Source organism: Microcystis sp. M20BS1 (genome assembly GCF_020245305.1).
GTDB classification, from domain to species: domain Bacteria; phylum Cyanobacteriota; class Cyanobacteriia; order Cyanobacteriales; family Microcystaceae; genus Microcystis; species Microcystis ichthyoblabe_A.
Genome location: NZ_JADBUZ010000031.1, coordinates 1 through 19,387 on the forward strand (window position 1 = coordinate 1; position 19,387 = coordinate 19,387).

The 19,387-nt window shown below is 42.9% G+C and carries 16 protein-coding genes and 1 tRNA gene; 9 read left to right on the forward strand and 8 right to left on the reverse strand.

Annotated elements, in window-relative coordinates; translation table 11 throughout:
- Positions 1-155: 155 nt before the first annotated feature.
- Positions 156-1,658 carry a 4-alpha-glucanotransferase gene (gene malQ, locus IM507_RS03205; protein ID WP_287636573.1) on the reverse strand — a complete coding sequence of 501 codons (1,503 nt, stop codon included), beginning with the start codon at positions 1,656-1,658 and terminating at the stop codon, positions 156-158.
- Positions 1,659-2,020: 362 nt separating this feature from the next.
- Complete coding sequence (locus IM507_RS03210) at positions 2,021-3,145, reverse strand: hypothetical protein (RefSeq protein WP_287636575.1); 1,125 nt, start codon at positions 3,143-3,145, stop codon at positions 2,021-2,023.
- A gap of 840 nt (positions 3,146-3,985) precedes the next feature.
- Between IM507_RS03210 and IM507_RS03215 the strand changes: the two genes are divergently transcribed.
- From IM507_RS03215 to IM507_RS03225, 3 genes are all read left to right on the forward strand, one after another.
- A complete protein-coding gene (locus tag IM507_RS03215; protein ID WP_287636577.1) occupies positions 3,986-4,621 on the forward strand; it encodes a peptidoglycan-binding domain-containing protein in 636 nt (211 codons plus the stop codon).
- 84 nt (positions 4,622-4,705) lie between these two features.
- Positions 4,706-4,894 carry a hypothetical protein gene (locus tag IM507_RS03220; protein WP_287636579.1) on the forward strand — a complete coding sequence of 63 codons (189 nt, stop codon included), beginning with the start codon at positions 4,706-4,708 and terminating at the stop codon, positions 4,892-4,894.
- 54 nt (positions 4,895-4,948) lie between these two features.
- On the forward strand, positions 4,949-5,839 hold the full coding sequence (locus IM507_RS03225; protein ID WP_069475148.1) for a hypothetical protein: 891 nt from the start codon (positions 4,949-4,951) through the stop codon (positions 5,837-5,839).
- A 29-nt stretch (positions 5,840-5,868) separates the two neighbouring features.
- Here IM507_RS03225 and IM507_RS03230 read toward each other — a convergent pair whose 3' ends face one another.
- A complete protein-coding gene (locus IM507_RS03230; RefSeq protein ID WP_002736581.1) occupies positions 5,869-6,357 on the reverse strand; it encodes a sigma factor-like helix-turn-helix DNA-binding protein in 489 nt (162 codons plus the stop codon).
- 196 nt (positions 6,358-6,553) lie between these two features.
- Here IM507_RS03230 and IM507_RS03235 point away from each other — a divergent pair, with 196 nt between their 5' ends.
- Together IM507_RS03235 and IM507_RS03240 are read left to right on the forward strand one after the other, a co-directional pair.
- Complete coding sequence (locus IM507_RS03235) at positions 6,554-8,791, forward strand: FdhF/YdeP family oxidoreductase (RefSeq protein ID WP_002738088.1); 2,238 nt, start codon at positions 6,554-6,556, stop codon at positions 8,789-8,791.
- A 145-nt stretch (positions 8,792-8,936) separates the two neighbouring features.
- Positions 8,937-9,362, forward strand: a complete 426-nt coding sequence (locus tag IM507_RS03240) for a lysozyme inhibitor LprI family protein (protein WP_069475149.1) — start codon at positions 8,937-8,939, stop codon at positions 9,360-9,362.
- A gap of 59 nt (positions 9,363-9,421) precedes the next feature.
- Here IM507_RS03240 and IM507_RS03245 read toward each other — a convergent pair.
- The 5 genes from IM507_RS03245 to IM507_RS03265 all read right to left on the reverse strand — a co-directional run bounded on the left by IM507_RS03245 (position 9,422) and on the right by IM507_RS03265 (position 15,017).
- Positions 9,422-9,492: transfer RNA gene (locus IM507_RS03245), tRNA-Gly, on the reverse strand.
- 85 nt (positions 9,493-9,577) lie between these two features.
- Positions 9,578-10,315: an HAD family hydrolase gene (locus IM507_RS03250; RefSeq protein ID WP_287636583.1), complete on the reverse strand. Its 738-nt coding sequence runs from the start codon at positions 10,313-10,315 to the stop codon at positions 9,578-9,580.
- Between the two features lie 413 nt (positions 10,316-10,728).
- Positions 10,729-13,266 (reverse strand): AAA family ATPase, encoded by a 2,538-nt coding sequence (locus IM507_RS03255; RefSeq protein WP_287636585.1) that lies wholly within the window; start codon positions 13,264-13,266, stop codon positions 10,729-10,731.
- A gap of 140 nt (positions 13,267-13,406) precedes the next feature.
- Positions 13,407-14,702 (reverse strand): S1 family peptidase, encoded by a 1,296-nt coding sequence (locus IM507_RS03260; RefSeq protein ID WP_042790807.1) that lies wholly within the window; start codon positions 14,700-14,702, stop codon positions 13,407-13,409.
- A gap of 9 nt (positions 14,703-14,711) precedes the next feature.
- On the reverse strand, positions 14,712-15,017 hold the full coding sequence (locus tag IM507_RS03265; RefSeq protein WP_002737524.1) for a CU044_2847 family protein: 306 nt from the start codon (positions 15,015-15,017) through the stop codon (positions 14,712-14,714).
- A 207-nt stretch (positions 15,018-15,224) separates the two neighbouring features.
- Here IM507_RS03265 and IM507_RS03270 point away from each other — a divergent pair, with 207 nt between their 5' ends.
- The 4 genes from IM507_RS03270 to IM507_RS03285 are packed head-to-tail and all read left to right on the forward strand — an operon-like array spanning position 15,225 to position 19,377.
- Entirely contained in the window at positions 15,225-15,497 is a 273-nt protein-coding gene (locus IM507_RS03270; RefSeq protein WP_103112380.1) for a hypothetical protein, read from the forward strand.
- 13 nt (positions 15,498-15,510) lie between these two features.
- Entirely contained in the window at positions 15,511-17,058 is a 1,548-nt protein-coding gene (locus tag IM507_RS03275) for a bifunctional pantoate--beta-alanine ligase/(d)CMP kinase (protein WP_287636590.1), read from the forward strand.
- Positions 17,043-17,543 carry a type II toxin-antitoxin system VapC family toxin gene (locus tag IM507_RS03280; RefSeq protein ID WP_002803933.1) on the forward strand — a complete coding sequence of 167 codons (501 nt, stop codon included), beginning with the start codon at positions 17,043-17,045 and terminating at the stop codon, positions 17,541-17,543. The genes IM507_RS03275 and IM507_RS03280 overlap by 16 nt, the downstream gene beginning before the upstream one ends.
- Before the next feature lie 10 nt (positions 17,544-17,553).
- A complete protein-coding gene (locus tag IM507_RS03285) occupies positions 17,554-19,377 on the forward strand; it encodes a phosphodiester glycosidase family protein (protein ID WP_287636592.1) in 1,824 nt (607 codons plus the stop codon).
- Positions 19,378-19,387 lie beyond the last annotated feature (10 nt).

The following is a 19,387-nucleotide window of genomic DNA, read 5'->3' on the forward strand; positions in this document are numbered from 1 at the left end:
AAAGTGCCAGCCGTTGCGGGGATCGGGGGGAAAATTCAGGTACTTTTTCCCTGAAAATTAGGTAATTGACTACCTCAAAATCGGTAAAACCCCACACCCCACACCCCACACCCCACACCCTGCCCCCAGGAAAAGCTTTTTGCCGCAAACGCTATTTAACGATTTCTGCCAAAAAGATTGACTAAATCTCGCAATCTATCGCTATATTCTCCGGTTAAAGCTTCCTGACGATAGCGCCATGACCAATTCCCTTCTGCGACACTGGGGGTATTCATCCGCGCATCCGATCCTAAACCTAACACATCCTGTAACGGTACGATCGCCTGATTAGCCACGGAACTATAGGCCAGTCGAATCAGATCCCAAGCCACTCCCTGACCACTGGGAGCGCCAAGATATTGATATAGTCGCGCTTTTTCGTAGTCATTGGCGTTATCCTGAAACCAGCCCACAGTAGTATTATTATCGTGAGTGCCGGTATAAATCACACAGTTGCGTTCGACGTTAAAAGGAAGATAGGGATTACCCGCATCACCCCCAAAAGCGAAGTGGAGAATCTTCATCCCCGGGAAGGCAAAGTGATCGCGAAAATCTAGGACTGCTTGGTCAATATCGCCCAAATCTTCGGCAATAATCGGCAATTTACCTAAACGAGCGCCAATAGTATTAAAGAGATCATAACCTGGGGCCTTGAGCCAATGACCATTAATAGCGTTTTCCTGGCCAAAAGCCACGGCCCAATAGGACTCTAATCCGCGAAAATGATCGATACGGATAATATCGACTAGGGAAAGAACCCCTTTTAAACGGCGTACCCACCAGTCAAAGCCCGTATTTTTGAGATAATCCCAGTTATAGAGAGGATTGCCCCATAATTGCCCCGTTTCTGAGAAATAATCCGGGGGAACCCCGGCCACTTCCAAGGGATTACCGGTTTGGGTATCTAGTCGGAAAACCTGCGGATTTGCCCAAACATCGGCGCTATTATGGGAGACATAAATGGGGATATCACCGATAATCTCGATACCGAGGGAGTTAGCATAGCGTTTTAGGGCTAACCACTGCTCAAAAAACTCAAATTGCAGGAATTTGTGCAGAAAAATCTCCTCTTGTAACTCCTGTTTCGGTGTTTCCAACGCACCCCAATGACGTTCGCGAATTTCTGTCGGCCATTCCATCCATGCTTTACCCTGGTAAGCGTGGGATAAAGCCATAAATAGGGCGTAATCCTCCAACCAATCGGCATTGCCAGCACAAAAGCCGGCAAACTGTTTGTAAAGAATTGTGTCAGAACCCTTGACAAAATTGCTCGCCGCCTTTCTAAGTAGGGGAATTTTCCAAGCGATCAATCGCTCAAAATCCACTTGATCGAGGGGAAAATCGGGAATATCCTCGAAATCTGCGTCACTAAGCAGGTTTTTCTCCCGAAGAAGATCGAGACTAATCAGGAGATGATTGCCGGCAATGGCGCTAAAACTCATGTAGGGAGAGTTACCGTACCCTGTGGGGCCTAAAGGGAGAATTTGCCAGAGTTTTTGACCACTTTGAGCCAAAAAATCGATAAATTGATAGGCTTCCCTACCTAGTTCTCCAATCCCGTAACGGCCGGGGTGACTGGTGGGATGAAGCAAAATACCGCTAGAACGGCTAAAAGCCATGAAAAAACCCCCTTATCAGTGATTAGGTTAGCAGTTATTAAGTGTTTAAAGCTGAATGCTCACTGCTATCTCCAAGCTAACCCGATCTCGATCGATAAGGGCAATACTTAACAACTTTATTAGACCTATAGGACACAATCAGGCATTACAGCCGTACATTAACAGATCGTCTTTCCAGTTAAAAAGATTCCTTCGGATCACGTTCCACGTTACCCCGGAGGAAAAACCGATCGCTTGTCAGTTATTGCGCCAATGATAGGGGCGCATCGTGGTCAGTGAGTTGATCGAACTGCGTGCGCCCAAAATGTAATATAGATATTTCGACCAAATTGAAATGCAGCCGCCGAAAATTCAAGAGCGATTCACTTACTGTCAGTAAGTCCCACTTCTTGTAACCTCCTCTTCAACCCAGACCGGTTACTGTACTGCTCGTAAATCCGGTTCAGGCGCTCTTGAAAAACGGGCAACCGGTTTTGATATTCGGCTAAATCTCTTAATTTGACCAACAATTTAACAGCCTCATCGTAGGATTTAGACTGGGCTTTCTGAATTAGGGACTCGACTTGCTGCCAAACTTGCGCTTCCCGTTTAGCTAAAGTTTGTAGTTCCTCAATTCGCTTGGCTTCCGCTTCTTGTTGTCGCCGTTTTTCTGCCTTTTTTCCTTCCTCAGCAGCAGCCTCAAGAAGTTCTTGGATCGTGCGTCGAGGCTGGTTAGAAGCAGCAGAAGTAGGGATTAATTGAGACAGCTTTTGTTTTAATTTAGCAGATAAATTATGTTCTCCTTTAGCCAATCTTAATAGGAAATCTTGGCGTTCAGAAGCCGATAATTGGCTAATAGCTTGTTGCCAAGTTTGCTCCGAGATAGTTGTTAGTTTACCACTGGATGCACAAGCAACATTTAATAAGTGTTCGTCCAATTCAAAGATTTCCGTAAAAGCCTTTTGAGCGGCAGAAAGTTGCCCTAGTCCGGGGGGTAAAGGAGGTTCTAGTTGGGTCTTATCGATGTCTATATATCCCTCCGATAAGTCAATAGCTTTCAGCCAGGCTAAATATAATCCTCGATAATCTTGCTGGAGAATTTCTTGGCGTAATCCTATCAATTCCGATAGAATCCCTTCTCCTTCTATCCAGTCATTAAAACCCTCTTCTTGACTAAATTCCCAATCTAAAATTGCCCAATCTCCCGCAAAAGATAAGCTGATATAATTATCGATACAGTAAAGTTCAATTGCTTCTCGGTTGATCAGGGATGTGGGAAAACGAAACATTAATTGCTGTGTTCCCCAGTTGGTGATGTAGTACATGATATCGAAATACCGAGCCAGCACCTGTTTGGGATCCCCGCGAAAATTGCCGTAACTATAGTTGAAACTGGCAGTCGTTGCCGTCGGTTTGACGCGACTCGATAGCTCGCAGATGGCAGCCCTTTCCTCTTGGGTGAGGGGGCGATCGATAGCTTGGAATTCGTAATATTGGTATTCACTCATGGTGTGCAACCTATCTCAAGGTTTATGATCGATATGCTGATAATTGTACGGGGATAGTTAGGGTTTAAAGATAAATTCGACAGGACGGGCGCTCTCGGATGTATTAGGAATAGCAAGAATAGGCAAATCGCCCGATCTTTACCGATAAGGAAAAAGTTCGGGTGATCGATCGGTAATTTTCCCGCATCTGTTTTTTCGAGAAATCTAATCTATTCCTTTGGATAGTGGCACGGTCAAAATCGATAAGATTATAATTTCTTTTGTTAAGCACTTTAGCGATCGCTGGATATTTCTACGATTCGTTGTCGGCTAATCGTTAAATTTTGTGAAAAAAAACTCATTGGTTGAGATTATCGGAGATAGAATCAGAATAGTTGAATAAGGGGGAAATAATTAGAGCCTTTTGGCATGGTTTATCGATAGAAAATTCTATAGATAAAAAAGCACTGGGTCTGCTTTTCCCGACTATTACCGGAAGATCGGTTTGGCGGGTAGGGCGGTGGCGTGTTTTTGAATTTAAAGTGCGATCGCTGTTCTTAGGGAGCAGTATGCTGTGGGGACAGTGACGGCGAAGATTGTTCAACCGAAACCTTTTCAATGAGTTTAACTCCCCCTTTGATGAACGGTCTCATTACTGGTTTATCTGAGAGGAATACAAGCCAAAAGGTCGCTGCCCGCAGATTGCTAAAAACCAGTTTTAGGGACAAGTATAAAAATGAGATGTTCCCAAGTTATAAGTTACTTAGAATCGGAAAGAAAAAAAGGGAGAGAGTAAGCGATTAGGAGTATCTAAACAAGTCTGTTTCTGATTAAGATCAAAATAATTGAGGAAATTATCTAATGACTAAAAATTCCAATAGTAAAAAAAATATTAGCAAACTAGAACTAATAGGATATTTATTTGCATTTTTTTCGTTTATGATGGCTATCTATACATTTTTCTTATGCAAAGAAAATGAGATAAGAAAACAGTCTATATTTTGGTTTTTTGGGTCTTTTGCCGCCGCTTCTATTTCTTATATCGATCAATTTAAAGTTGGAGATATTGAATTAAAACTCCAACAGCAAACAGAACAGATAGTCAATGAAGTGGGAGATAAACTTCAAGAACTTATCAGAGATAAACTGAGTCTAGTTGATTTACTGGAAGACTCAATAACCGAAGACCGCAGAAAAACAAGAGATGATCAGAATAGAAAGTATTTAGAATGGTTAAATAGTTTGCCAGAAGATAAAAAGTTAGCAACTCAAAAAATGAATACAATATTTCAGCTAACACAACGGAGTTTAAGAGTATCTGACTTAAAAAAAATGCTTGCCAAAGCATCCCTATATCAAGGAAATACTGAAAATGAAGAATTTGATAGAGAATTAACAAAAGCAATTGAAGAGTTCCAAAACAAATATGGATTGTCTCCTGATGGAACTTGTGGACAGATAACACTAAGCAAACTAAGTAAAGTTGTGAAGGGCTAAAAAACTAAATCTCAGGATTGGCAATTTTTCCTGCTTTCGCGTTCATCACTTAGTCAGTATTTAGGATTATCTCAACGACTCTTAGTGACAGATAATCGTACCAGTATGCCTGAACATTTAGAGGAATATTGGCAAAAAAATCAACAAATCTGGGGACTGTTTTGGATTCGTCCCACAACAACAATGGAAAAACTAGCCGAAGAATTAATTATGATTTGGGAAACTACCGAAGCAGAAGAATGGATCGATATTGTCGATTGGATTCCTTTTTAATTAATGATATAATAAGATTATTACCGTCCTTTTTATGCTTGATTATTAATTTGAATGACTCGCCAAATTCATGACCAATTTGCTAAGGAATATTTAGAGGAATTACTAACACCTCTAGGGACGATTAGAAAAAGTAAGAAAGTAAAAAGTGAGGTTCAAGAAATCGATGTCTGGTTTGAACCATTTAGCTCACCTACTCCCACTGAGTTACCTTTAGGGTTACTTGGAAAAATGGCGGCTACTTCCTGTTTGTTTGAACCTTTCCGCAATCCCCCGACCGAGGTAGAGATTCGCAGTTGTTTGTCAAAGTTATACGCGGTTCATGGGGATGTCTTGAGAAAAGCGAAACGGTCAAACAAAACTCTAACAGAAGCTGAACTACCAGTTCTCTGGATTCTAACGCCCACCTTTTCAGCTAGAATGATTGAAGATTTCGGGACTCACAGCGATGAGAGTAATTGGTTAACAGGGGTTTACTTTTTAGCGAAGTCTCTCAAAGCGGGTATCATCGTCATTCATCAATTACCAGTAAATGAAGACACCTTATGGTTAAGAGTATTAGGTAAAGGAGGAACTCAAAAACGAGCAGTAGAAGAGTTAGTTGAACTGCCAGAACGCAATCCTTTTCGAGAGAATTTATTAGAAATTCTGGCCAACTGGCGCAAAAACTTAGAATTGAGAGATAATTTAAGTACCGAAGAACAGGAGGACATCATGAATCTATCACCAGCTTATTTACAACAAAGGGAAGAGTGGAAGCAAGAAGGTACTTTAGAGGGACAACTTTCGCTGATAGCCAGTCTTCTGGAAGGACGCTTTGGCAGCCTAGATTCGGAATTATCTGGTCTGGTGGAACGGATCGCCCAACTTCCTATCTCGGAACGCACCGGATTGCTTCTTTCTTTGGCAAATTTATCCCGCGAGGAATTGTTGGAAAGATTGTAAATTTCGTTTCTCGCTCTTCTTACAGTCGTTCAACGATAACTGTTTTCCTTTTGTTTTTGCCGATAAGCTTCAAATTCGGGGTTACTGGCAAGAATTTGACGGACACGCTCGCGACTTATGCCGTATTTATCCCCTATTTGCTGATAGCTCAATCCTTGTCTATGGAGTTCTAAAAAATCGTAGCTTTTTTGCAGTTTTTCCTTTCTCTGTGCATCTCGTCTTGGGGTTGGACTCTTATCGCTAAGGTGTCCTACTATTTCCCTTCCCAACTCAGTCAAAGAATATTGAGAATCGTGGAAACTAACCAATCCTTGTTTTTCCAATTCTTTAAGTATTTTATGTACTCTGGTTAAATTATGAGCAGTTGTTGCCAATTGCCGAGATGGTTCCGAAAGTATCCGAATTGCCGAATCGATCTCAATCGGATAATCTAACATCCCTTTCAGAATCTGTTTCTGTTTTGCTTGGAGATTAGCGATCATCTCTTCTAAATGTTGAAAGTCTTCATTTTTATCCATCGGAATTATCGTTTCAATAGACCTTTCCCTAGTCTGATAAAATCACAATCAGGGGATATTGTCAACAACTAACCGTAGCTTACCCAGTCGTTTATGTCTTGCTGATGCACTTTTTTTAAAATGGTGATAAACTCAACTGTACTGGGTACACTCTCCCTATCGGATGAATTTGAGAAAAAATCGAGAGAAAAAAACGATGAACGAACGAGAAACATCCAACAAAATTGAGGCGGGCGGGGGTTTTCCCGTATTGCAATATTGGGCAGAAAAAACTCTCTCTCCTCAAGGGGTTAAACTCTGGCAAACCTTGAATCATAAAAGTGCCTGTTTAGCTTGCGCTTGGGGAACGGGAGGACAAAAGGGCGGTTTTGTCAACGAAGCGGGGGAAAGTCTGCAACGTTGTCTCAAAAGTGTCGAGGCAGTTACTTCCGAATTAATGCCAGGTATTAAAACCGATTTTTTTCAGACCTATCATCTCGCTCAATTACAGTCCTTAACCTCCCTAGAATGCGATCGCTTGGGTCGTTTCAGTTATCCCGTCCTCTTAAAAGCCGGAGAAAGTCACTATCAACGGATTAGTTGGGAAGAAGTGTATCGATTAGCCGAACAAGCTTTTCGTCAACCGTCCGAGACTATTGCCTCCTATAGTTCGGGACGTTCTTCTAATGAAGCCGCCTATCTCTTACAATTGTTTTTCCGGGCATTAGGAAGTAATAATTTAGCCGATTGTTCCGATCTCTGTCATGCCGCCTCGACCGTAGGCTTAAAACAGGTTTTCGGAACCGGAACTTCGATGGTCAGTCTGGAAAGTTTAAAACAAGCCGATTGTGTGGTGTTAATCGGTTCTAACGCTCCAGCTAATCATCCTCGCCTGATGAATGAATTAATTCAAATTCGTGATCGCGGCGGTAAAATTATTATTATTAACCCGCAAATTGAAGTCGGATTGGTCAAATTCTCCTCACCCGCTTTTCCGATTAAATCTTTATTGCGGGGCGGTTCCGATATTTCAACTCTCTACCTACAGCCGATTCCGGGTAGCGACACCGCCCTATTCGTCGGATTACAAAAATCTTTGATCGAACAAAATTTAGTGCGGTGGAATTATCTGGAATCCCATACAGAAAATTGGCAATCTGTTATAGATTATGCCCGACAAACACCATGGGAAACCATTACTAAAACCTGCGGTTTGTCCCGAGAAGAAATTGAAGCAGCCGCCGCCCTTTTCGGCAATTTAGAGCGTGTGGTTTTCGCTTGGGCAATGGGGGTTACACAACAGGAAAACGGGGTAGATAATATTATCAGTATTGCCAATACCGCTTTAATGACGGGAAATGCTGGCAAAATCGGAGCCGGAACCATGCCAATCAGAGGTCATTCTAATGTACAGGGCTTCGGTTCTATGGGCGTTACAGTGAGATTACGTCAGGAAATCGCCGAGGCACTTGCTCAACTTTTAGGAAAGCCATTAAATATAACCGGCGGTTATGATACCAGGGCATTAATTGAAGCTGCCGAACGGGGAAAAATTAACACTCTTTTCTGTTTAGGAGGTAATCTTTATGGAGCAAATCCAGATTTAACTCAAGCCAAAAAAGCCTTAGCTCAAATTGATACAATTTTTTATGTAGCTACTAAGCCAAATTTAGGACATTTTCAGGGATTAGCCCGACAAAATACGATAATTTTACCCGTATTCGCTCGTTTTGAAAATCCTCACCCGACAACCACCGAATCGGGCAATAATTTTGTCCGTTTTAACGAGCGGGGAAGCAGTCATCTACAGGGTTCCCATGTGGATATCATCTCGGAAGTAGAACTGTTAACAAATATTGCCGTCAAGGTTTTAGGCACAAACCCGATTGATTGGTCGAGATTACACGATACCGCCTATATTCGTCAGTTAATCGCCAAAACGATTCCTGGTTATGAAAAGATCGGGCAATTAGATCAAACCCAAACAGAATTTACCATTAGCGGACGGATTTTTACCGAACCCCATTTTCCAACATCGACTGGAAAAGCGCAAATGTCTGTCACGCTTTTACCCACTTTAAAAGCACCGCAAAAGCAAGATTTCAATCAACCAGAAAATGCACCCGGAATTGCTCTGATTCTCGGAACAGGACGCAGTTATGGACAACATAATACCGTCGTTTATCAAGTGGGCGATAAATATCGGGGAATGCCTCACCGTCATTGTTTATTGATCAACGCCGAAGATGCCAAAAAAGCGGGCTTTCAAGAACATCAACGAGTCACCGTTCAAGGAGATGCTGGCAAATTAGAGAATATCGAACTTATTTTCGGTCCGATTCGCGAAGGTGTTGGCTTTATGTTCTATCCCGAAACCAATGTTTTATTCAAAGCTAAAATCGATCCTCGCTGTGGGACTCCTGCTTATAAACGAGTTCCCGTCTGGGTTTTTTAGTTATCAACTCCTCTAATTTTCTTTTTTGGAAATAATGAAATAGAGTTAACCAAGCCAACCAACGAATCGAGCAGAATGAAAAAGCTATGCTCGATTTGATCGCATTTCTGCTATCCTATTCTTACCGTCATTAAAATAAGTAGGCATGGGCGAGTTTTTGCTAACCGTATTAAGCATAGCAAGTTTATTTGCCGTCGGGATGGCTACCCCTAGCATTGCCAGTCCCACATCTGCAGCGACAAACTTGCAACTAGCTCAACGTCCTAACTGTAACAATCCCCAGACTCAAAGCGAAATGAACATTTGTGCCAGCATCGCTTATCAAAACGCCGATCGCAAGTTAAATCAAGTTTATCGACAACTACTGCCAAAACTGTCAGCTGCTCGCAAACAAAAATTAATTAGCGCCCAACAAGCTTGGATTAAGTTTAGAGACAGCAGTTGCGAATTTGAAAGAAGTGCCTATGAGGGAGGCTCTCTAGCTCCCATGATTTACGGTTTTTGTTTGGCAAATGTCACCGAGCAGCGTACCAAAGATTTGCAAAGATATTTAGAAGATAGCGATCTCTAAGTCAGAATCGCCGTTGATATTACCGATAATTCCTTAGACGTTTACTGCACAACAGCCTAAGCGGGTGAGGGGAATCGAACCCCTATCATTAGCTTGGAAGGCTAGGGTTTTACCACTAAACTACACCCGCATTTTCTTAGCACTTTCGTTAGCATAACACGAATTGCCGATTTTTGCAAGTAGGGATTTTCGGTTTGTTAATCGCCTCTAGATGGTCATAGATTGCCTAAAAATCCCGATCGCTCCTTTGTATCCCCGATTTGGCTAAAAGTTTCCTCCACGCGATCGAGGTCTAGTTGGGAGAAATTATCGATCGCCCAGTTGGACACTCTCTGCATAAAATGGAAGGGGTAGGTATGAGCGATTCCCACCACCTGCATTCCCGCTCTTTTTGCCGCTTCGCAACCGACAAAAGTATCTTCAATCACCAGACATTCCCAGGGTTGCAACTGTAGATTAAAATTCCAACGATTGAATCTTTCTACGGCCAGTAAATAACCATCCGGTTGAGGTTTACTGGTGCTGATATCATCACCAGTGACAATGACACTAAAGTAATCCCCAAGGCCCGCCTGTTGCAAGATTGATTCTACTTCCGAGCGTATTGCTCCCGTCACCAAACCGATTTGTAGATCCCTGGCCTTAACTCGTTTTAAAAAAGAGTATATCTCTTCATAAATAGGAAGTTTCTCTAATTTTTCTAATCTTTCTCGGTATAAACTGGCTTTTTTGTTAATTAACTTAGTCAGATACTCCTCGGTCACTTGACGACCGCGACGGGTGAGAACATTACGCAAACAGACGCGATCGCTTCTTCCCAGACATAACTCCGCAAATTCCGACCCTAGGGGCAGCAAATTTTCCCCGAGCAAGATTTCATTGATTAACTCTTGATGGATTGGTTCATCATTGATGATCACCCCATTAAAATCGAACAGAACAGCCTTTAACATCAATCTTAGACAGAAAAGCTAATAAATACTCAGTGTTCTTGATTATACTAAAGTTTTTCGTCGAGGCTGGGGGGTCTTGTCCCTTACCCCATCTCAACAAACAATTTTAACCGGAAAATTGCCAAGGCCTTGACAAATTCCCAGATTTGTTCTATTATTTTGTTATAGTGGGAATCCGTGCTGCCCTGTAACCCCCCTATTTGGGGCTGAAATATTAGCCAAAAATATAACAAAAGAATTTAGGGACCTGCGTGGGAATAATATCCCAACCGATCGGAGGGCGCAAGCTTTGCGCCCCTACAGTAACGGATTTTGTCCACAATGTAGGGGCGAACTGCGTTCGCCCAAAAGGTACATTAATGTAGGGGCGAACTGCGTTCGCCCAAAAGGTACATTATTAAAGCGCAAGTCCCTTAGGCCATTGTTTCCGATACCCAACGACGGAATAATTCCACAGCAATCCGATAACGGCAGTCTTGGCATTCGATGACATGATGATTTTCAAGGGTTTTTAGGGCCCGGTCGAGAGTTGTGGCAGTTAATCCGGTGCTGGACAGTAAATCTGCCCGGGTTAATCCTTGCAGATGGGGAGAAAGAACTATTAAAATTTCCTGTTGTCCGGCCGCATCTTGTTTAGCCTGTTTCCAGACACCCGTAAAATAATAATTCCCCCTTTGGAAAAACTCAGCATCGATGGCTTTTTCCACATCTTCCACCTGAAAACGAATATCTTGGGGACGTTGCAACTCAAAGACCTGTTTATTATAAAAACGTACCAGATGAAAGCCGATCAGTTGTACTAGATAGGGTTGACCGTGGGTAAGTTGATAAATTTTGTCCAAAGCGGATGGGGTATAGTCTAGGGGAAAATCCTCGTCTTCCCCAACGGGATTAGCGAGGATAACGCGAGTGGACTCAGGAGAGAGGAAACTGACCGGAATCGGGTAAACACTGCCAAAAAAAGGATGAAAATAATCGGCAGTCATCTCCTCTAGGGTATGTAATCCGGCAAAAACAAAAGCTAGACGCGGACTACTCTGGACAAGGGAACGCAGATAGCCGAGGAAATTCCGGGGGAGGGTATTCGCTTCGATTAAATCCTCAATTATCTCGAACTCATCGAGGGCAATAATTAAACCGGTTTTAGCTTTTTCCGGCAGAATCTGGCGCATCAGACGGTCTAAATAACGATTAAAATACATTTCTGGATGTTGGGAGATTTTTTCCTCTTCTGGGGCATCAATTGCTAAAGTTTGGGCGATTTCCTCAGCCATAGTCAGGAGAACTTCGGCTAGGCTGGTTACTGTGGCCAAGCGCTGTAAATTAATGTAGATAACGGAGACATCTGGTGGGAGATATGCCTCCAGATTGCGTAGAATCGAAGTTTTACCCATGCGACGATGACCATAGAGAACCACGGAGGATAGGTTATCTCCGGACCACATTGACTGAAGTTCCCGCAGGATATCCTCACGACCAACAAAGCGTTGACCGATCACCGGATCACCGATAATGTAGGGATTAGGAATCGGTTGGGTAATAGTCACCGTTCCCACCGTTCCCGCGATGGATGCGCTAATGTCTGCCCATTTTAGGACGATGAAAAGGATTAATTCTTTTTCTGCTTGGGGTAAATTAGCCGCCTGTTGGTCGTTTATATCCTTTAATTCCCCGATAATCCGATTAAGAGCGAGGGATCTGGTCTGTTGGGAATAACTTCTCTGGACTAAAGCCATTTCTGTGATAACTAGATTTAAACTGCTGATAGCTTGCCAAGTTTGCGGACGTAATGACGGTTCTGCGGCAATGGGGGCAACCTTCAGGGAAGCGATACTATCGGGAGTTGCTGCCAGACTAAATCGGTGTAAAGTTTGGGCGAGGCTATACATTTCTTCCCCGTAGGCGAGGGAACGTACCACAGCAAAGGCTTTTTCGGCTTTTTCGGTGTCCAGTTGGCAAAGATACCAAAAACCGGCGGCGGCGGCGCGAGCAGGGGTATCGAGACGGATTTTGCTGTGAGGAAAAGAAAACGGTTTCGCGGACGCATATTTTAACAATTGCCAATCGGAGGGATTTTCTGCCAGACGGGAGACGCGATAGATAATTTCTGCCTCTGGGAATTGCGATAAAACGCGGTTAACGGCGACAAGGACAGGAATAAACTGGCGGCTGTACCGAAGGTATTGATTGAGGTTATTAATAGCCGTTTCCCAGTCTTGCTGTAACCATTGTTGTAGAGTCGAGGTTAACCCCGGCAGCGGTAGAGGGGTAATACGGGGAAAAAGTCGCCCTTGGGGGCCTGCCAAAAGCCCGATTAGCCAATTATCAGGACGGGGAAAGGTGAATATAAACCCCACGCCGAACCCCACGCCGGACACCACGCCCAACACCACGCCGAACCCCACGCCCAACACCACGCCCCACCCCACGCCGGACACCACGCCGGACACCACGCCGGACACCACGCCCAACACCACGCCGTACACCACGCCGAACCCCACGCCGAACACCACGCCGGACACCACGCCGAACACCACGCCGAACACCACGCCGGACACCACGCCGGACACCACGCCGTACACCACGCCGGACACCACGCCGAACACCACGCCGGACACCACGCCGTACACCACGCCCACCCAATTAACAGAAAGTCCTAAATTTGCCGCTATGCTACAGATAATGAGAGGGGTAATTACAGTTAAGAGAAGACCCTGAATCCCTAGACGCAATTGTACGGGATGGTCGCGGAGAAATTGTATTTTATCGCGCCATGTTTTCTGTTCTGTTAATTTATCGCCGCCGCCTCTCGTTTCCACATACCAGCGCACTGCTTGGGGAAAATAAAACACCCAGTACAACAGCAAAAGATAATCAAAGGGATTCCATAAAGATAAATCGCGTTTGAGTTTAGGAGCGAGATTAATTCTGGGGACGGTGCTTTCCTTCATAATTTCTATCTCTAGCTATTTACCCGGTGATGGTTTATTAAGTAGTTAGGTGTTACTCAAGGTAGGATCAAACCCCCCTTATCAAGGGGGGCAGGGTGGATCAAACCCAAAATTAAATCAACTTATTGTTTAGTTATAACCTAAGTTCGGGATGCTGAGTTATTGACTTTGGTTTGATAAAGTTTAAAACAATTTTGCATCACCTCTCGCGGCTTTCCTTGACTTTGCCTAACAAGAGAACTTATTTCCTCCTCAGTAAAAGTCACTCCAGTTTGACTTAGACGATGACTAATAAACTCTTTAATTTTAGCTTCATCCCATAATTTAATCGGAAATTGTTGACAAATTCCCTCGAAAGGTGAATCACCTCCTTTGTTATCAGGAAATAAAACATCAAGGGAACGATTAGCCGCTACTACTAATCTTAAAGGTGGATCGGGACGATTAGCCAACTCTCTTAATTGACTTCTAAGCTGATAGCTGAAATATTTTTGAGTCATATTATCTACCACATCCAATAATAACAGGATTTTGTGTTTTTCTAATTCCCTAGTTAATCTAGTTCCTTTGAGCGGTTTATCGTAATTCGCATCTATACCAATCTGATGACATAATTCATAATAAAAATCCTTATCTCCTGCTAATCCTTCTAAGTTTAGATACAAGGGTTGTCGCTGACTAAGTAAATACTCCCTTGCTTGATGGTAAATTCCCCAAAGCAGGGTGGTTTTTCCCGTTCCCCTTTCCCCGATAATAGCAGCACTACTGCCGGAATTTAAAACCTCAAAAATATCTTTAATTTCTTGTTCCCGGCCAAAAATCTGCTGAATTTCTTCAATACCTCCGGAAGTGGGTTTAAAAGGATTATGGGCATTTTTTTGGGGTTGTAATTGCGGAAAATATTTAAAAATAGTCTGAACTGGAATCGCTCTTCCTCCTAAATCACTGTACTCATCTCTGGTTTTATTCACCACTCCGCACACTTTCCCCGTGCGTAAATTTAACAGAGGTGAACCACTAAAACCGGGTTGTACTTGCCCTAATTTAAACTTGATTAAGGGGTTTTCATCCCCCGTTAAACCTATATACTCAAAGTCACTAGGATCACCGTTCGGATACTCGTTGGTATAGCCGAAAGTGTATAATTTATCTGTTAATTGTAAATCGTGATCAAAATCGACATATTTGTGATCTAAAGACGAGTTTAATTGTAAAAGAGCCAGATCGATCCCATCTAGATTCGGTAAGTTGATAATTTTAGCCCCAGAAATTTGACCTTGCCAAATTATCTCGATAGTCTCGCGATTATCCCGCACATCTTTCACCACATGAAGACAGGTCAAAATTAACCCTTGTCCCACAAAAAAGCCTGTTCCTGACCCATAGATTAACTTTAACCTGACAGTGTACGAGGGTAGAGATTCCGAGGTAAGCATTTAATCAATTTATCCCCCCCATTCCAGGGTAATTTTTAAATTTCCCTTTCCTTCACCTTCCACAATTAAAGCGGTTAGTTTACCGGATTTTACCCTGACTTCTACCCCAAATTCTACGGTGGCCTTTTTGGGCTGCACTTTACTTATCGTAGCAGCGATCAATTCAGTAACTGCCTCAATTGTATCAGCCACACTTTGAAAGTCAAATATTTGATCGGATACTTCCCGTTCACCACCGAAACTTCTCGCTTCCACTAACATGGTGACATTTTCTTTAACTTTAACTGAAATAATCTCAGATTTAGATTCTGGCATAAGGCTCCTCCAATGACCCGTTTATGGTTTTCTCGATTGGTTCTCGGACAAACTTATAGCGGAAGTAAAAATGCTTATATATATTTCGGCACGGATTCCCATTATGATAAAAAGTATAAGTCAAATCGAGGGATTTTGTCAAGTCTTTTTTGCCATTAATCTATATAATTGTCGGGCTGCTCACCAGTCATTGTCCTGAAAAAAATTATGCCCCGGTTTGTTAAACAAGCATATATGCAGCGTTTAATCAAGTCAGTCCCGATGAAAAAATTTTCACCCCCACAGATGAAAGAGGTTTCTTTCCCTACACCCCACACCCTACACCCTACACCCTCTTTCAAGTCAGGACGGGAGACAAAAACGAGTTATTGGACAGAAAGAGGCGATGGGATGTTATTATTTAAAGCCGATTCCCCGGAAGCAGCCGAATCGATCATCGGGCAGCATCCCCTGGCGAATAGTAGTGGAATAGGCTATTAAAGGAGTGAACCCTGTGCAAATATTCACAACAATCCCCGGTTTACGCACTTTTTTGGCTGATTATCGCCATGATCACAGTATTGCCCTCGTGCCAACCATGGGCGCCCTCCATAAAGGTCATGCTAGTCTAATTCGACGCGCAGTGACGGAAGCGGAGGTAACTGTGGTCAGTATTTTTGTTAATCCTCTACAATTTGGCCCCACAGAGGATTTTTCTCGCTATCCCCGCAGCCTTGACAGCGATCGCCAATTGTGTGAATCTTTGGGAGTTGCTGCTATTTTTGCTCCCAGTGCGGAAACTTTAGGAATTGGTGATTCTGAGGAGATAACCGCAGTTGTTCCCCCGATTTCTCTGACTAGCGGGTTATGTGGTGCTTTTCGTCCGGGACATTTTCAGGGAGTAGCCACAATTGTCGCGCGGTTGTTTAATATTATTGCACCGACGATCGCCTATTTTGGCGAAAAGGATGCCCAACAGTTAGCGATTATCCGGCAATTAGTCAGGGATTTAAATTTAGCGATCGAGATTCGCGCTTGTGCTACAGTGCGAGAAACATCGGGATTAGCAGTTAGTTCTCGCAATCAGTATCTATCGGTCACAGAAAGGGAAAAAGCGACAATTATCGCCCAAAGTTTGCAATTAGCCCTCGAAAGTTTTCGTTTAGGGGAAAGACAAAGGGAAAAACTACTGGCTATTGTGCAAAAAAATCTCGACAGAGTAGCAGAATTTCGCTGTCAGTATCTGGATTTAGTCCATCCCCAGAGTTTACAACCGATCGAGCAGATCGAGACAGGGGGACTGTTAGCGATCGCCGGATCGATCGGTCAAACCCGTTTAATTGATAATATTATCTTGCGTCAACGTCGGGCAGTTATCGCTATTGATGGACCTGCTGGAGCGGGAAAATCGACAGTAACGCGCTTAGTAGCGGAAAAATTGGGGTTAACCTATCTCGATACCGGTGCGATGTATCGCGCGGTGACATGGTTAGTGGTGAATTCCGGTCTGGATTTGTCCGCAGAAGCGGCCATCGCCGAGTTATTATCTTTAGCGAAGATAGAAATAATCCCGGCCGATAGTCCCGAAAATGTGACTATAGTGAAGATTAACGGGCAGGATGTGACTTTAGAGATTCGCTCTCCCGCAATTACCTCGCAAGTGTCCAGAATTGCCGCTCAAAAAGCGGTGAGACAGCAGTTAGTCACCCTGCAAAGACAGATGGGAATATCGGGGGGAATAGTTGTGGAAGGTCGGGATATTGGTACTAATGTTTTCCCAGAAGCGGAATTAAAGATTTTCTTGACAGCGACACCCGAAGAAAGAGCCAGAAGGAGATTAAAAGACTTAGAAGCGCAGGGAAATGGGGGTATTAGTCTCGCAGAATTAACCCAAGAGATTGAAAAAAGGGATTATTTGGATAGTAATCGCTCCCTAGCACCCCTGCGAAAAGCCACAGATGCGATCGAAGTTAATACCGATCATCTCACTATTACAGAAGTCACAGAAAAAATCATTGCTCTTTATCATCAAGGAGAAGAAAATCAATGGAGAAGCCTCTAGTTTTTTTAGATACTGATGTTTTGATTTCTTATCTACGAGGAGATCTTGCCAGTGTGCATTTATTTGATCGAGAAATACTCGATCGCGTTTGTCTTGCTATTAATGCGATCGTTTTACAAGAGTTATTATTTTTGGCAGAAGTTCGTAATCATCCTGAAATAGTCGATCGGATTCAAGAAAAGGTGACTATCTTGGATTTTGATTTAGTAAAACTTGATCAATATTGGCAAAATGCTAGAGATATTCGCAATATTTTGGTACACTCGAATGATGTTTTAATTTTAAGTAGTGCCGCTAATTGTGATTATTTAGTTACCTATGATCAAAAACTTAAAAAAGCCTCTAGTTATCTATATAACTCTAAACCGATGGTAGTAACACCTGAAGAATTATTAGAGGTTATCGATCAAAAAAATATAGTCCCTTCTAGCCTCTCTTGCCAAGGATATAAATCCTCAAATTTCCCCTTAAACAAGGTGATTTAGGGAGATATTTATGAAGTTAAATTATCTGAATTTATCATCTATCTGTTTAACGGTAACTTCCTTGATAATTATCGGCAGTCCAGCTATATCTTTAGCCGATCATAGATCACCAATAACTTTAGCTTCTCGGGATTTATCAAACCAGCAACAGGGAAAAAAAATTATTCTTAATGGTCGTTCTTTGCCCGTTTCTTGGCGACAGTGGACATCAGCAAATAGTACCAGAATCGCCATGGGTGACACGGGAGCAAGACAATTATTTGGCATGGATTTTCTTAGCACAAATGATCCAAAAAAGCAACCGATAAACTGGTTTAATTTACAAACTTTATCAGCTAATTTGCTCAATTCCGATCGCTGGCTGGATGTTACGGATATTTTACTAACAATGGGGGCAACAACCACTATTAATGGCGATAGTTTAACTATTAACTTTCCTGCTGCCCAGATTCAAGATATTCAGCTAGAAAATTATGGAGCAGTACAAAGGATTATTATTCAACTCGATCGCCCGACCTTTTGGCAAGTTAGTCAAGCAAAAAATGAAGCAGTGATTACCCTAGAAGGAAATGCCCAGCAATCGCTCATCTCTAGGTTTCAACCCCAAACTATCAGCAACAGTAACCAAAATAACGATGAAGATGATCTAGGCAACTCCAATAATAACTTACCCACTCAGATCACTTCCTTAGAAAATAATGGAGTGATCAGTCGTTTAAAAATTAACTTTCCCACTGCCTACGGATTACAGATCAGCAGTGTGGCTAATCCTCCCCGAATTATCATTGATTCTCGTCCCGATGCTATGGATGAAAAGCGCATTGTTTGGCAAACAGGGTTAATCTGGAATCAAAAATATATCCAGTTAGACAAAGATTGGTTTCCCGTGACTTGGTTAGAAATCGATCCCAGAAATCCTCAGATAACTATTAAACCAATTACCGCTAATTCCACCTCAATGCGCGGCACTAATCCCCTGATCACGATTAATAGCGAAAGTAACGCAGTAGCGATGATTAATGGCGGCTTTTTTAATCGTAATAATCAGTTACCTTTGGGAGCAATTCGTGTGGATGGCAAATGGTTATCTGGACCAATTTTAAACCGAGGAGCGATCGCATGGGATAATCGTGGTAAAATCAGGATCGATCGCCTCAGTTTAGAGGAAACCCTCATTACTGCCACCGGACAACGTTTTCCCCTAACCCATTTAAATAGTGCCTTCCTAACAGCCGGCTGCAGTCGTTATACTCGCGATTGGGGGAGTAATTATCATCCCCTCACCGAGCGGGAAACCGGGTTAGTCGTCCAAGGCGATCGCGTAACGGAGAAATTAAATAATCTTTCCCCACAGGATAGTATAGAAGTACCAGAAAATGGCTATTTAGTCATCTGCCGAAAGACAGATATTAATTTAAATATTGGTGAGACAGTCAACCTCGATAGCGTCACCCTACCGGGAGATTTTGCTAATTATCCTCAGATTTTAGGTGCTGGCCCCCTATTATTGCAGAATGGGCGCATAGTTTTGGATGGAAATGCCGAAAAATTTAGTCCTGCATTCCAAAATCAACAAGCTTCCCGCAGTGCGATCGCAGTTAGTCAAGAAGGAAAAATTTTGCTAGTTGCTATCCATAATCGCGTCGGGGGAAGGGGGGCAACTTTAGGCGAATTAGCCCGAATTTTGCTGTTAATGGCGGCAAAGGACGGTTTAAACCTAGATGGGGGTAGTTCCACTGGAATAACCTTAGGGGGTTATCTGCTCGATCGCTCTGCCGTTACCGCCGCAAAAGTCCATAATGGAATAGGAATATTTTTATCCCCGTCTCCTTGAAAGGTGTGAA